Below are 14300 nucleotides of genomic sequence, written 5' to 3'. Positions count from 1 at the left end.
TCCATGCTGGCAGGGGCACCGGCCGGGAGGGCGTCGTAACGTGGACCGGATGTCCTCGCCCGCTCCCGCGACGCTCGCGGCCTGGTTGCGCACCCGCAGCGACGATCAGCTCGCCGCGCTGCTGGCCGCCCGGCCCGACGTGGCCCGCCCGGCCCCCTCCGACGTGGTCGCGCTGGCCAGCCGGCTGGCCGTGCCGGTGTCGGTCGACCGGGCCCTCGACGAGCTGGACGCCGCCACGCTGCAGGTCCTCGACGTGGTGCTGCTCGCCGGCACCGACGGGGTGGACGCCGCCGACCTGCCCGCGGCGCTGCCCGAGGTCCCCGACCCGGTGCTCGACAGCGCCGTCGACCGGCTGACCACCCGCGCGCTGCTGTGGGGCGACGACGTGCTGCGCGCCACGGAGCCGGTGCGCCGCGCCGTCCGCTACCCGGCGGGCCTGGGCCGCCGGGCCACCGAGCTGCGGCTCGCCCTGCCGGCCGACCTGCCCCGGGCACTGGCCGAGCTGCCGGCCGAGGAGCGGGAGGTGCTGCAGCGGCTGGCCGGCGACCGGCCGGTGGGCCACCTCCCGGACGGCGACGCCCGTACCGCCTCCCCCGCCCGCCGGCTGCTGCAGCACGGGCTGCTGGCCCGCATCGACGCGCTCACCGTCGAGCTGCCGCGGGAGGTCGCCCTGCAGGAGCGCGGGCACCGGCCGTACGGCCCGCCGCGGCTGCGCCCGGAGCCGGCCGCCGTCGAGCGCGACCCGTCGGTGGTGGACCGGCAGGCCGCCGGGGCGGCGATGGAGGCGATCGGCCGGGTCGGCGAGCTGCTGGCCCTGCTGGAGGAGGAGCCGGCCGGGGTGCTGCGCAGCGGCGGCGTCGGCGTCCGCGACCAGAAGCGGCTGGCCCGGGCCCTGCACGTCGCCGAACCGGACGCCGGCTGGCTGCTGGAGCTGGCCCACGCCGCCGGCCTGCTCGACGTCGGTGGGCCGCACCGCGACGAGTGGCTGCCCACCCGCGCCTTCGACCTGTGGCGGGAGCAGCCGCTTCCGGACCGCTGGGCCGTCCTGGCCGCCGGCTGGCTGGCCACCGTCCGGCTGCCGTCGCTCGCCGGGCAGCGCGACGTCGCGGGCAAGGCGGTCAACGCGCTGTCACCGGACCTGGTGCGGCACACCGCCCCGGCGATCCGCCGCTCGGTCCTCTGCGCGCTGGCCGAGTACCCGCCCGGCCGCGGCCTCGCCCCCGGCGACCTGGTCGCGCTGCTGCGCTGGCGCACCCCGCGGCGCGCCGACCGGCTGGCCCCGGTGCCCGACCTGCTGGCCGAGGCGGCCCGGATCGGCGTCGTCGTCGGCGGGGTGCTGTCCACCGGCGGGCGCGGCCTGCTGGCCACCGGTGAGGACGGCGCCGTCGACGGCGTACGCGGGCTGCTGCCCGACCCGGTCGACCACGTGCTGGCCCAGCCCGACCTCTCCCTGGTCGCACCCGGCCCGCTGGTCGCCGAGCTGGCCGACACCCTCGCCGTGGTGGCGGACGTCGAGTCCTCCGGCGGGGCGACGGTCTACCGGGTGACCGAGGCGACCGTGCGCCGCGCCCTGGACGCCGGCTGGTCGGCCACCGACCTGCACGGCTTCTTCGCCCGCGCCTCGCGGACGCCGGTGCCGCAGGCGCTGGACTACCTGGTGGACGACGTCGCCCGCCAGCACGGCCGGCTGCGGGTCGGTGCCATCGAGAGCTACGTGCGCTCCGACGACCACGGGCTGCTCTCCCAGGTGCAGAGCGACCGGCGCACGGCCGCCGCCGAGCTGCGCCGGCTGGCGCCGGGGGTGCTGGTCAGCGCCCTCGGTGCCGACGAGGTGCTGACCGTGCTGCGCGACGCCGGGTACGCCCCGGCCGGCGAGTCCCCCGGCGGGACCGTCCTCACCCGCCCGCCGGCCCGGCCGCGCGCCGCGGGACGGCGTCCCGGCGGGGCCCCCGTGCAGGCCCCGCGGCCGCTCACCGCCGACGAGCTGGCCGCGACCGTGCGGGAGGTCCGGGCCGGGGACGCCGCGCTGGCCGCCCGCCGCGGCGAGGCGGTGCGCCAGGTGCCCGGGGTGACCACGGCGGGCACCCTGGAGCTGCTCTCCCGGGCGGTGCGCGAGGGCGTGCCGGTGTGGCTGGGCTACGTCGACGCCCAGGGCAGCGGCAGCCAGCGGGTGGTCCGGCCGGTGTCGCTGGCCGGCGGCTTCCTGCAGGGGTACGACGAGCGCCGCGCGGAGAGCCGCACCTTCGCCGTCCACCGGATCACCTCGGTCGCGCTGGTGGAGGACGACGACCTGGCGCCGTCGTCCTGAGCCGGGACCGCGTCGTGTGCACCCACCGCTGTCCCGGACGCCCACTGACAGCGTCGTGTGCACGAACCGCGCGCCCGCGGCGCGGGAAGGACCCGCTCCCCGCTGTCGTTGTCCTGACGCCCCCCACCACCTGCCGAGAGGTCACGCGTGTCTGACGGCCCCCTGATCGTCCAGTCGGACAAGACGCTGCTGCTGGAGGTCGACCACGCCGCAGCCCGCGAGTGCCGCGCGGCGATCGCGCCGTTCGCCGAGCTGGAGCGCTCCCCCGAGCACGTGCACACCTACCGGGTGACGCCGCTGGCGCTGTGGAACGCCCGGGCCGCCGGGCACGACGCCGAGCAGGTCGTCGACGCGCTGGTGCGCTTCTCCCGCTACCCCGTGCCGCACGCGCTGCTGGTCGACGTCGCCGACACCATGGACCGCTTCGGCCGGCTCACGCTGTCCAACCACCCGGTGCACGGCCTGGTGCTCACCACGTCGGACCGCGCGGTGCTGGAGGAGGTCGTCCGCAGCAAGAAGGTGGCGCCGATGATCGGTGCGCGGATCGACCCGGACACCGTCGTCGTCCATCCCTCGGAGCGCGGCCGGCTCAAGCAGGCGCTGCTCAAGATCGGCTGGCCCGCCGAGGACCTCGCCGGCTACGTCGACGGGCAGGCCCACCCGATCGAGCTCGACCAGTCCGGCTGGCACCTGCGCGACTACCAGCAGGAGGCCGTCGAGGGCTTCTGGGCGGGCGGCTCGGGCGTCGTCGTCCTGCCGTGCGGGGCGGGCAAGACGCTGGTCGGCGCCGCGGCGATGGCGGAGGCCAAGGCGACCACGCTGATCCTGGTCACCAACACCGTCTCCGGGCGGCAGTGGAAGCGGGAGCTGATCGCGCGCACCTCGCTGACGGAGGAGGAGATCGGGGAGTACTCCGGGGAGCGCAAGGAGATCCGCCCGGTCACCATCGCCACGTACCAGGTGATCACCACCCGCCGGAAGGGCGAGTACCGGCACCTGGACCTCTTCGACGCCCAGGACTGGGGCCTGATCGTCTACGACGAGGTGCACCTGCTCCCCGCCCCGATCTTCCGGCTGACCGCCGACCTGCAGTCCCGCCGCCGGCTGGGGCTGACCGCCACCCTGGTGCGCGAGGACGGCCGGGAGGACGACGTGTTCTCCCTCATCGGCCCGAAGCGCTACGACGCGCCGTGGAAGGACATCGAGGCGCAGGGCCACATCGCGCCGGCCGAGTGCATCGAGGTGCGGGTCGCCCTGGACGACGAGGAGCGGATGACCTACGCGGTCGCCGAGCCCGAGGAGCGCTACCGGATCGCCGCGACCGCCACCTCCAAGCTGCCGGTCATCCGGCGGGTCCTCGAGCGGCACCCCGACGAGCCCTCGCTGGTGATCGGGGCCTACCTCGACCAGCTCGAGGAGCTCGGGCGGGCGCTGGACGCGCCGGTGATCCAGGGCTCGACGACCAACCGGGAGCGGGAGAAGCTGTTCGACGCCTTCCGCCGCGGGGAGGTCCGGACGCTGGTCGTGTCCAAGGTGGCCAACTTCTCCATCGACCTGCCCGAGGCCGCGGTCGCCGTCCAGGTGTCGGGCACCTTCGGCTCCCGACAGGAGGAGGCCCAGCGGCTCGGCCGGGTGCTGCGGCCCAAGGCCGACGGCCGGCAGGCGCACTTCTACACGGTGGTCAGCCGGGACACCCTGGACGCGGAGTACGCCGCGCACCGCCAGCGGTTCCTCGCCGAGCAGGGCTACGCGTACACGATCGTGGACGCCGCCGACCTGGCCGGTCCCGGTGAGGTCAACGGCCCGGACTGGGCCGACGAGCCGGCCGACTGACGGCCCGAGGTGTCGGCCCCGGTGATGCGGCGCCGACACCTCGACAGCCGAGCCTTCAAGGCACGCCCCCGAACGGCCGCGACGTGTTGCCCGAACCACAGGCTCGCTGTAGCTTCCGGGGAGAGGGGGAGCTCTGTCCACTCCCCTCCCAGCGCCGCCTGAGGGAGGTCACTGTGCATCCGCCTATATGTCGATAGTTTCCCCTTAGGTGAGCTGAGCAAATGCTGGGTCTCAGGGCGGAGCTGTGCCCGAGACTCGCTTTGACACCCCTGCGTCAGCAACGCTCGAACGCCCCACGCCATCGCGGCGCGGGGCTTTTCTCATTATTGGGGCGGTCGCTGGGACCGTTTGATACGACACATGAGAGGAGGAAACAATGACCGAAAAGGACAAGGGCCCAGCCATGGTTAAGAAGCCATGGCTGGGCCTGGCCAACTTGGCTGTTGGTCTCGCGCGCCTGATCGTTGAATGGTTCCGGCCGCATTAGACCGCCCGAGGTGGCCTGACGCGTCCACTCTTGCAGGAGTAGGCGCGCCGCAGTCACCGTAGCCTCCGCCGACACGAAGGTGGAAGCTGTTGGCCCCGGTCCCCGCCTCCTCCGAGGCAGGGGGCCGGGGCCGACGTCGCTCTACGAGCACGTGGCGGCTTAACGCCGCGCTCGCAGGTTGACACCGACGGCACCTTTCAGCAGACCGGATAGCAAGCCACATGCGACCTCCTCACAGTCGCTCGAGCGTATCCGAGCCTTATCTGCTTTGCCCCGAGGCGACGCCGGAAAATGATTAGGCGGCCATCCTGTGCATTCCGCACAGGTCGAGCCCCGCCTGAGAATCGAACCTCAGGCGCGCCGTAAGAGGTCACGCACTTCGGGCTGTCGAGTCGCTAAGGCCGCTTCATCGGGATGCTGCGGCGAAAACAGACTGACATTACCTGGCTAGCGATACGAACTTCTCTCTCAAGTCGATGCCTTGCTAAGAGGCGGATACGAGTGCAACTCGCCGCTCGGTCCGCCGCCACGCGGCGCTCGACGGAACGTCGCCAACTCCGGTCGGAGCGAAGGCCATCGAAGCGCACCCACAGTCACTTAGGGCCTGCCTGCGCTGATTGGACACTCAACGCCAGGCGGTTGATCATCCGCAGGTCAGGGCCTCGCGGCGCCATACGTCGCCGTCCGCGGCACGCGCGGGAGGCGGCCGGTTGGGCGTGTCCCCGGGGCCGCGGGCAGGATGGCCCCCGACATGGCGAGTGCAGCGCGTGCGGAGGCGGTCGCCCCGCAGAGGACCGGCCGACCGCTCCGGGCCTGGCAGCAGGCCGCCCTGGCGGAGTACGAGGAGCGGTCTCCCAAGGACTTCCTGGTCACCGCGACGCCGGGTGCGGGCAAGACGACCTTCGCGCTCACCCTGGCCGCCAGGCTGCTGCAGCGGCGCGAGGTCGCCCGCGTGGTCGTGGTCTGCCCGACCGACCACCTGCGCCTGCAGTGGGCCGACGCCGCCGACCGGATGGGCATCGTCCTGGACCCGGGGCTGACCAACGCCGTCGGCCCGGTGCGCGCCGGCACCCAGGGCTACGTGACCACCTACGCCCAGGTCGCCGGCAAGCCGATGCTGCACGCCGCCCGCTCCACCACCGTCAAGACGCTGGTCGTCCTCGACGAGGTGCACCACGCCGGTGACGGGCTGTCCTGGGGCGAGGCGGTCGAGGAGGCCTACGGCCGGGCCGCCCGCCGACTCTGCCTGACCGGGACGCCGTTCCGGACCAAGGCCGACGAGCGCATCCCCTTCGTCCGGTACGAGGAGGACGGCTTCGAGGCCGAGCAGGGCGGGTTGGTCAGCCGCGCGGACTACACCTACGGCTACGCCGACGCGCTGGCCGACAGCGTCGTCCGCCCGGTCGTGTTCGCCGCCTACACCGGCACCTCCCGCTGGCGGAACTCCGCCGGCGAGGTGGTCGCCGCCTCCCTGTCGGAGGCCGGCACCCGCTCGGTGGAGATGCAGGCCTGGCGCACCGCGCTGGACCCCAAGGGCCAGTGGGTGCCGCACGTCATCGCCGCCATGGACGACCGGATCACCCACCTGCGCACCGACGGCGGCATGCCCGACGCCGCCGGGCTGATCCTCGCCAGCGACCAGGACGACGCCCGCGCCTACGCCCGGATCGTCCGGCGGGTCACCGGGAAGGCGCCGGAGGTGATCCTGTCCGACGACCCCAAGGCGTCCAAGAAGATCGAGCGGTTCGCCACCGGGTCGGCGCGGATCGCGGTCTGCGTGCGGATGATCTCCGAGGGCGTCGACGTCCCGCGGGCCGCCGTCCTGGCCTGGATGACCTCCTACCGCACCCCGCTGTTCTTCGCCCAGGCCGTCGGCCGCGTGGTCCGCGCCCGGGCGGCGCACGAGTCCGCGACGGTGTTCCTGCCCGCCGTGCGGCCGCTGCTGACCCTCGCCGCCTCGATGGAGGAGCAGCGCAACCACGTGCTGCCCCCGCCGAAGACCGTGCAGGGCGACGAGCTGGACCTCGAGCCGCTGTCGGCGGAGGAGCGCGAGCCGGTCACGGCCCAGCAGTTCGAGGCGCTGGAGGCCGACGCCCGCTTCGCGCACGTGCTGCACAGCGGCACCGCGCACACCGGCTCGGGCGGACCGGTGGCGGCCGAGGACGAGGAGTTCCTCGGCATCCCCGGGCTGCTCACCCCCGAGCAGACCGCGTCGCTGCTGGCCCGCCGGGACGACGAGCTGCGGCTGCGCATCGCCCAGCGCGCCTCCGCCCCCGACGACACCGGCGAGCTCCCGCTGGTGCAGGACCACCCCGACGAGGAGGACGCCGGCCGCTCCTGGCGCGACGCCGCGGAGCTCCGCCGGGAGGTCAACCGGCTGGTCGCCCGGGTCGCCGCCAGGACCTCACGGCCGCACGGGGTGGTGCACACCGAGCTGCGCAAGCACGTGCCCGGTCCGCCGTCGGCGTCGGCGTCGGTCGACGTGCTGCGCGCCCGCCGGGAGCGCCTGCGCACCATGCTCTGAGCCCTGTCCGCCGTGATCATCGGCGGGTGGCTGCCCGGGGCGGCGTGTCGACCGGCCACCCGCCGATGGTCGACGCGTGTGCCGGGGGCCGGCGACAGCCCGGCGTGCCGGACAGCTGCCCGACCGGGCACTCCGGCGGGCGCCCGGGCACCCCGATGGGGGGACGTCGGGCCCCCGGAGCGGTTCACCGGACCCGGCGCGGGCGAGGCTGAACCCCCGGGCGACTCCCGTGGGCCCCGACCGGGGCTGGCACGCCCGGGACCGAGAGAGGAGTCCGCACATGCGGCTGGGAACTGGCATCGTCCTGCTCGCGCTCGGCGCGGTCCTGACGTTCGCCCTGCGCGTCGACGTGAGCGGCATCGACCTGCGGGTCGTCGGCTGGATCCTCATGGCCGCCGGCGCGCTCGGCATCGTCCTGGAGGTCGCCGTCTGGGGGCCCAAGCGGCGCCGGGTCACCCGCACCGACGCCTACGTCGACCCCGCTGCCGGCGCCCCGGTCCGCCGCAGCACCACGGAGGAGACCCGCTGACCCGCACCGGGCCGCCGTCCCCGCGGACGGCGGCCCGGCCCGGTGCTCAGCGCAGCTCGGTGCCCTTGGTCTCCTTCAGCGTGAGGATGACGGCGAAGGCGATGGCCGCACCGGCTGCGACGTACCAGAAGAACCACAGCGGCCGGCCGGCCTCCGACAGCGCGGTGATCACCAGCGGGGCGGTGCCGCCGAAGAGCGCGACCGTCAGGTTGTACCAGGCGCCGATCCCGGTGGCCCGCAGCTCCGTGGGGAACAGCTCGCTCATGATCGCCGGGGCGATCGAGGCGAAGAGGGCATAGAGGCCCAGCCCCGTGCAGAACACCACGATCAGGGAGAACAGGTTGTCCTGCACCAGGAAGGACAGCGGCACGATGAGCACCGCGATGGCCCCGGACCACACCAGCATCTGCGGCTTGCGGCCGAACCGGTCCGACAGCGCACCGAACGGGTAGCACAGCGCCACGAACAGCGCGGTGCCGATCGACAGCGCGATGAAGACGTCGGTCTTGTCGGCCCCGCGGAAGGTGATCGCGAACGGGGTCAGGGCACTGAAGAACGTGTAGTAGGAGAACGTCGAGAGCAGGGTGAAGGCGCACAGCTGCAGCACGGCCTTGGGGTGGTGCTTGATCGTCTGCAGCAGCGGGTTCTTCGTCGCCCGGGCCTTCTCCGCGTTCTCCTCGAACTGCTCGGTCTCCACCAGCGACCGGCGCAGCCACATGCCGACCAGGCCGAGCACGCCGCCGATGAAGAAGGCGATCCGCCAGCCCCACGACTCCAGCTGGTCCTGGCTCAGGATGCTGGTCAGCAGCACGCCGAGCAGGGACGCCGCCAGCAGCGCCGAGCCGGTGGAGACGTAGAAGAACGACGAGTACCGGCCCCGCCACGCCGGCGGCGCGATCTCCCCGAGGTAGGCCGAAGCGTTGGACACCTCGCCGCCGAGTGACATGCCCTGCGCGATGCGCGCGAGCAGCAGCCCGATCGGCGCCAGCCAGCCCACCTGCTCGTAGGTCGGCAGGATGGCGATCACCATCGAGCCGCCGGCCATCAGCAGGATGGTCAGCAGCATGCCGGCCTTGCGGCCGCGCAGGTCGGCGAACCGGCCCAGCAGCAGACCACCGAGCGGCCGGAAGAAGAAGGCCAGGGCGTAGGTGGAGGTGGCGCCGATCAGCGCCAGCGCGTCGTTCTCCGCCGGGAAGAACTGGCCGGCGAAGAAGACGACGAAGGTGGCGTACACCGTCCAGTCGAACCACTCGACGGCGTTGCCGATGCTGGCCGACACCAGCGTCTTGACGGGGAGCCGGTGCTGGTCCCCGGTACCGACCGCTGTGCCCTGCCCCTGCTGGACCGCGCCTGCCATGGGGACTCCTGCCGTCGCCCGGATGGTGAACGGGACGACCGTAGAGCCGACGGTGACGCGCGGCACGTCGGGGGTGTCCGGACCGGGCGACGGCCGCCTCGCGGCGAGATGCACAACGCGGCTCCAGGCCCCCGACCGGGGTCGGGGCGGTGGTCCGTGAAGGCGTAACCAAATGGCACCCGGGGGCACGATGCACCCGGCCCGGACGCTCCTGACGCTACCCCCGCTCCCGGCCGCGCACACGGGTCCGGACCGGCGAGTTGGCGTGCGAGACTCCGGCCGTGGCCGACCTGACGACCGTCGAGGCGGACGTGCTGGCGGCCGTCGACCCCACGGCGGCGGTCGCCCGGCTGCGCGAGCTGGTGGCCGTGCCCTCGGTCGGCGGCACCCCCGCCGAGGGCGAGGTCCAGCACCTCGTCGCCGACCGGCTCGACGAGCTCGGCCTCGCCGTCGACCGCTGGCCGATCGACCTGGCGGCCGCGGCCGCGGCGCCGGACGCACCGGGCCAGGAGGTCGACCGCACCGAGGCGTGGGGGGTCGTCGGCACCCTCCCGGCCGCCGAGGACGGCCTGCCGGCACTGGTGCTCTGCGGTCACACCGACGTCGTCCCGCCCGGCGACCGCGCGCTGTGGCCGGGGGACCCCTTCGACCCGCGGCTCGCCGGCGGGGCGGTGCACGGCCGCGGCGCCTGCGACATGAAGGCCGGCGTCGCCGCCGTCCTCACCGCCCTGGCCGCCGTCCGGACGGCGGGGGTGCGGCTGGCCCGGCCGGTCGCGGTGCACGCGGTCGTCGGCGAGGAGGACGGCGGCCTCGGCGCCTGGGCGACGCTGCGGCGCGGGCACCGCGGCGAGGTCTGCGTGATCCCCGAGCCGACCGCCGGCGCCGTGGTCACCGCCGCCGCCGGCGCGCTGACCTTCCGGCTGGAGGTGACCGGCCTGGCCGCGCACGCCGCGCACCGCGACCGCGGGGTCAGCGCGGTCGAGCTGTTCGCGACGGTGCACGCCGGGTTGCGCGCGTTCGAGGCCGAGCGGCAAGTAGGCGCCGACCCGCGCTTCGGCGGCGCCCCGTACCCCTACGGCATCAGCGTCGGGCGGGTGGTGGCCGGGGACTGGGCGAGCTCCGTCCCCGACCGGCTGGTCGCCGAGGGCCGCTACGGCGTGCGGCTCGGCGAGGACGTCGCCGCGGCGCGCGCGGCCCTGGCCGCCCGGCTCGCCGAGGTGTGCGCAGCCGACCCCTGGCTGGCCGACCACCCGGTGCGGCTGACCTGGACCGGCGGCGCCTTCGCCAGCGGCGCGCTGCCGCCCGGGCACCCGCTGCTGCCGGCCGTCCGGCGGGCGGTCGCCGACACGGGCGCCGGGACGCCACCCGAGGGGGCCGTGCCGGCCGGCACCGACCTGCGGCTGTACGCGGCCGCCGGGGTGCCGACGCTGCACCACGGCCCCGGCGACCTGCGGCTGGCGCACGGACCGCAGGAGCGGGTGCCGGTGGACGAGCTGGTCACCGCGGCACGGGCGTTCGCGCTGCTGACCCTGCGCACCTGCGGGGTGGCGTGACGCTCGTCGGGTTCGAGGCCTGGGCGCGGCTGGCCGGCGACTCCCCCACGTCGCGCACCGAGTGGGCCGCCGTCGTCGCGGCATGGGGCGAACCGCACCGCCGCTACCACGACCTGGCGCACCTGGCCGCCGTCCTCGGGCTGGTCGGGGAACTGGCCGACGCGGCGGCCGACCCCGCCGCGGTGCGGCTGGCCGCCTGGTACCACGACGTCGTCTACGACCCCCGCCGCGACGACAACGAGCAGGTCAGCGCGGAGCGGGCGCGCGCCGGGCTGCGCGGGCTGGTGCCCGAGCGGCGGGTCGAGGAGGTGGCCCGGCTGGTGCGGCTCACCGCCGACCACGACCCGGCGCCGGACGACGCGGACGGCGCGGTGCTCTGCGACGCCGACCTGGCCGTGCTGGCCGGCCCGCCCGAGGCCTACGCCGCCTACGCCTCCGCGGTCCGCGAGGAGTACGCGCACCTGTCCGACGCGGACTTCACCGCCGGCCGGATCGCCGTGCTGGAGCACCTGCTGGCGCTGCCGGCGCTGTACCGGCTGCCGGACCTGGCCGAGGCCTGGACGCCGCGGGCGCGGGCCAACCTCACCGCGGAGCTGGGCCTGCTGCGGGCGCGCGTCCCCTCCTGAGCCGCAGGCCGGCCGCCACCAGCCGGGCCAGCAGCTCACGGCAGCCGACCGGCTCGGCGCCGGCGGCCACGGCCACGTCGTACAGGTCGGCCGGGACGTCGTAGTGGTCGCCCTGGAACGCCCGCCGCGGGATGCCGAGTTCCGCGGCGACGAAGGCGTGCAGCTCCGCGTAGGAGACGTCGCTGACCAGGTGCGACCAGCGGCGCCCGCGCCACGGCCACACCGGGGGGTCGATGAGCACCGCCACGGACCCCAGTCTGCCGGTCGCACTACGGTGCTGCTGGTGAGCGAGGAGATCCGCTGGGGCGTCGTCGGGCCGGGCCGCATCGCCGAGAGCGTCATGCCGGACTTCGCGCACGTGCCCGGCGCCCGGCCGGTCGCGGTCGCCTCCCGCTCGGCCGACCGCGCGGCGGCGTTCGCGCAGCGGCACGGGTTGGAGCGCGCGCACGGCTGCTACGCCGACATCCTGGCCGACCCGGACGTCGACGTCCTGTACGTGGCCACGCCGCACCCGCAGCACCACGCGGTGGCCCTGGCCGCCCTCGACGCCGGGAAGGCGCTGCTGGTGGAGAAGGCGTTCACCGCCACCCCCGAGGGCGCGCGCGAGGTGGTCGGGCGGGCCCGCGACCGCGGCGTCTTCGTCATGGAGGCGATGTGGACCCGCGTCCAGCCGGCCGTCGTCCGGCTGCGCGAGCTGGTGGCCGACGGCGCGATCGGCGAGGTGCGGTCGGTGCAGGCCGACCTGGGCGTGGCCCGCGACTACGACCCGGCCGACCGGTTGTTCGCCCACGAACTCGGCGGCGGCGCGCTGCTGGACCTCGGCGTCTACGTCGTGTCCTTCGCCCAGATGCTGCTCGGCACCCCCGACACGGTCCGCGCCACCGGCTCGCTGTTCCCCACCGGTGTCGACGCCGAGGCCGCGCTGCTGCTCGGGTACGCCGACGGCCGCTCGGCCACGCTGACCACCTCGCTGCGCCACCCGACACCGGGGCAGGCACGGGTCTTCGGCACGGCGGGCTGGATCGACGTCCTCCCCCGCTTCCACCACCCGCGGACGATCGTGCTGCACCGCACCGGCGCGGAGCCCGAGGAGACCACCCTCCCGCCGACGGGCACGGGCTACTCCCACGAGTTCGCCGAGGTGACCGCCTGTCTGCGCGAGGGGCGGACGGAGAGCGCGGTCGTGCCGCTGGCGGACACCCTCGCCGTCCAGTCGGTGCTCGGCGAGGCCGCCGAGCAGCTCGGTGTGCGACACCGGGAGGACCCGGGGGCGCTCGGCTAGGCACCCCACTGCCGGGTGACCCGGCTCCAGGACGGCCGCGCACCGGCCGATGCACCGGGGACGGTCCGCACCTGCGGGCCACCGACCCCCAGGAGCACACCCGCATGGCAGTCATCGAGGGCCTGGCCGCACTCGCGGCGAAGATCGCCGGCGCGAGCACCGTCGCCCAGGCGACGGCCGGGCTCGGCATCGCCGTGGCCGGCGTGACCGGCGCCGGCGCCGCCGACGCCCTGCCGACACCGGTGCAGGACGCCGTCGCCGGGGCCGTCGAGGTCGTCTCGCCGTTCGACCTGCCCGACTCCACCGACACCGGCCCGACCGGTGCGGACCCCGGCACCGTCCCCGACGGGACGACGACCACGGGCACCACCGACACCACCACCGGGACCGACGGGTCGGTCACCGACTCCCCTGAGGCGGCCCCGGAGACCGCAGCCCCCGTCGAGGAGGCACCCGAGGACACCACCGACGGGACCGGCACGGACGGGACCGACGGCACCGAGGGCACGGAGGACGGTGACACCACCGGCGACGAGGACGGGACCGGCGGTGCCGACGCCCCGGGACGGCAGGTCAGCGAGGCCGCCCGTACGGCGGCGCAGCAGGCCCGGGAGGCCGGGGTCCAGGTCGGGCCGCAGGTCCGGGAGGCCGTCCGAGCGGCCAAGGAGCAGGCCCCCGCGGACGACCAGCCGGCCCGCGCGGCGCAGGAGGCGGCCGACGAGCAGGCCCGCGAGGCCGCCCGGGAGGCCGAGGCGCAGGCCCGGGAAGCGGCTCGGGAGGCCGAGGCGCAGGCCCGAGAGGCCGCCCGGGAGGCCGAGGCGCAGGCCCGGGAAGCGGCCCGGGAGGCCGAGGAGCAGGCCCGGGAGGCCGAGGAGGCCCGCGAGGGCGCCGGGCGCGGCCCCGGCAACGGCCAGGGCCAGGGCCAGGGCCGGGGTCAGGCCGACGGCTGACCCCCACCCTCCGGCAGGCCGGGTCCCGCTCCACCGAGCGGGGTCCCGGCCTGCGGCGTTGCCGGGGAGGTCCACGCGCGGCCGGTCGCCTGGTCGAGCGTGGGCACCCGGGTCGGCGTCCGGCCGGTCCGGCGCACCGCCTCAGCGAGGGCGACCGCGTCGGTGACCGCCGCCCCGCCCGGGTCGTTGTTGAGGTAGACCAGCACGTCGGCGTCCCCGTAGGTCGCCGACAGCCGCTCGGCCCAGGCCTGCAGCGTCTCCGGGCGGTACGCCCAGCCCTCCGCCCCGGTGTGCAGCCGCAGGTAGCCCCACTCCGCGGTGCGCCACAGCGGCGTGACCGGCTGCTCGGCCCGGTCGGCCCAGCACAGCGCGGCCCCGTGGCGCTCCAGCACCGCGCGCACCTCGTCGGTCCACCACGAGTCGTGCCGTGGTTCGACGGCGACCCGGGTGCCGGCCGGGAACTGCTGCAGGCAGTCCCGCAGCAGGCCCGGGTCGGCCCGGAGCGTCGGCGGCAGCTGCAGCAGGACGGCGGCCAGCCGGTCGCCCAGCCCGGCGACGCGGTCCACCAGCCGGGCGACCGGCTCCTCGGGGTCGCGCAGGCGCCTGACGTGGGTGAGGAACCGGCTCGCCTTGACCGCCCACCGCACGTCCGGCGGGGTGCGCGCCCGCCAGGCCGCGAAGGTGGCCCGCTCAGGCAGCCGGTAGAAGGCGTTGTTGCTCTCGACGGTGGCGAAGTGCGCGGCGTGGTGCTCCAGCCACAGCCGCTGGGGCAGCCGCGGCGGGTAGAAGCGGCCGCGCCAGTCGCGGTACTGCCACCCCGACGTCCCGATCACCACCGCCACGGCCGGCCT

General features: G+C 75.5%; 11 protein-coding genes. 8 read left to right on the top strand and 3 right to left on the bottom strand.

What is annotated here, in order from left to right; all coding sequences use genetic code 11:
* Window positions 1-49: 49 nt before the first annotated feature.
* The 4 genes from RTG05_RS03285 (at window position 50) to RTG05_RS03270 (ending at window position 7681) form a co-directional block, all read left to right on the top strand.
* On the top strand, window positions 50-2308 hold the full coding sequence (locus tag RTG05_RS03285) for a helicase-associated domain-containing protein (RefSeq protein ID WP_315912280.1): 2259 nt from the start codon (window positions 50-52) through the stop codon (window positions 2306-2308).
* 147 nt (window positions 2309-2455) lie between these two features.
* Entirely contained in the window at window positions 2456-4141 is a 1686-nt protein-coding gene (locus RTG05_RS03280) for a DNA repair helicase XPB (RefSeq protein ID WP_166527445.1), read from the top strand.
* A gap of 1238 nt (window positions 4142-5379) precedes the next feature.
* Complete coding sequence (locus tag RTG05_RS03275) at window positions 5380-7152, top strand: DEAD/DEAH box helicase (protein WP_166527444.1); 1773 nt, start codon at window positions 5380-5382, stop codon at window positions 7150-7152.
* A gap of 280 nt (window positions 7153-7432) precedes the next feature.
* On the top strand, window positions 7433-7681 hold the full coding sequence (locus tag RTG05_RS03270; protein WP_166527443.1) for a DUF6458 family protein: 249 nt from the start codon (window positions 7433-7435) through the stop codon (window positions 7679-7681).
* A gap of 46 nt (window positions 7682-7727) precedes the next feature.
* On the opposite strand, the gene RTG05_RS03265 is transcribed toward RTG05_RS03270, so the two are convergent.
* The gene (locus RTG05_RS03265) at window positions 7728-9038 is read right to left on the bottom strand and encodes an MFS transporter (protein WP_166527442.1); all 1311 of its coding nucleotides are present in this window, start codon (window positions 9036-9038) and stop codon (window positions 7728-7730) included.
* Window positions 9039-9319: 281 nt separating this feature from the next.
* On the opposite strand from RTG05_RS03265, the gene RTG05_RS03260 reads away from it, so the two are divergent.
* Together RTG05_RS03260 and RTG05_RS03255 are read left to right on the top strand one after the other, a co-directional pair.
* On the top strand, window positions 9320-10591 hold the full coding sequence (locus tag RTG05_RS03260) for an ArgE/DapE family deacylase (protein WP_166527441.1): 1272 nt from the start codon (window positions 9320-9322) through the stop codon (window positions 10589-10591).
* On the top strand, window positions 10588-11217 hold the full coding sequence (locus RTG05_RS03255) for an HD domain-containing protein (RefSeq protein WP_166527440.1): 630 nt from the start codon (window positions 10588-10590) through the stop codon (window positions 11215-11217). The genes RTG05_RS03260 and RTG05_RS03255 overlap by 4 nt, the downstream gene beginning before the upstream one ends.
* On the opposite strand, the gene RTG05_RS03250 is transcribed toward RTG05_RS03255, so the two are convergent.
* Window positions 11174-11464 (bottom strand): DUF4031 domain-containing protein, encoded by a 291-nt coding sequence (locus RTG05_RS03250; protein ID WP_166527439.1) that lies wholly within the window; start codon window positions 11462-11464, stop codon window positions 11174-11176. The genes RTG05_RS03255 and RTG05_RS03250 overlap by 44 nt on opposite strands.
* Window positions 11465-11500: 36 nt before the next feature.
* Between RTG05_RS03250 and RTG05_RS03245 the strand changes: the two genes are divergently transcribed.
* Together RTG05_RS03245 and RTG05_RS03240 are read left to right on the top strand one after the other, a co-directional pair.
* Window positions 11501-12499, top strand: a complete 999-nt coding sequence (locus tag RTG05_RS03245; RefSeq protein WP_166527438.1) for a Gfo/Idh/MocA family protein — start codon at window positions 11501-11503, stop codon at window positions 12497-12499.
* Between the two features lie 104 nt (window positions 12500-12603).
* Window positions 12604-13449, top strand: a complete 846-nt coding sequence (locus RTG05_RS03240; RefSeq protein WP_208104767.1) for a hypothetical protein — start codon at window positions 12604-12606, stop codon at window positions 13447-13449.
* On the opposite strand, the gene RTG05_RS03235 is transcribed toward RTG05_RS03240, so the two are convergent.
* Window positions 13434-14291 carry a DUF72 domain-containing protein gene (locus RTG05_RS03235; RefSeq protein ID WP_166527437.1) on the bottom strand — a complete coding sequence of 286 codons (858 nt, stop codon included), beginning with the start codon at window positions 14289-14291 and terminating at the stop codon, window positions 13434-13436. The genes RTG05_RS03240 and RTG05_RS03235 overlap by 16 nt on opposite strands.
* Window positions 14292-14300 lie beyond the last annotated feature (9 nt).

This window comes from Geodermatophilus sp. DSM 44513 (assembly GCF_032460525.1).
Classification (GTDB): domain Bacteria; phylum Actinomycetota; class Actinomycetes; order Mycobacteriales; family Geodermatophilaceae; genus Geodermatophilus.
Note: the sequence above shows the minus strand (reverse complement) of the source record. Positions and strands in the feature narration are given on the sequence as shown.

Coding starts and splice junctions, on each gene's coding strand:
- RTG05_RS03275 (WP_166527444.1), top strand. CDS start 5,380: ATGGCGAGTGCAGCGCGTGCGGAGGCGGTCGCCCCGCAGAGGACCGGC.
- RTG05_RS03270 (WP_166527443.1), top strand. CDS start 7,433: ATGCGGCTGGGAACTGGCATCGTCCTGCTCGCGCTCGGCGCGGTCCTG.
- RTG05_RS03240 (WP_208104767.1), top strand. CDS start 12,604: ATGGCAGTCATCGAGGGCCTGGCCGCACTCGCGGCGAAGATCGCCGGC.
- RTG05_RS03265 (WP_166527442.1), bottom strand. CDS start 9,038: ATGGCAGGCGCGGTCCAGCAGGGGCAGGGCACAGCGGTCGGTACCGGG.
- RTG05_RS03285 (WP_315912280.1), top strand. CDS start 50: ATGTCCTCGCCCGCTCCCGCGACGCTCGCGGCCTGGTTGCGCACCCGC.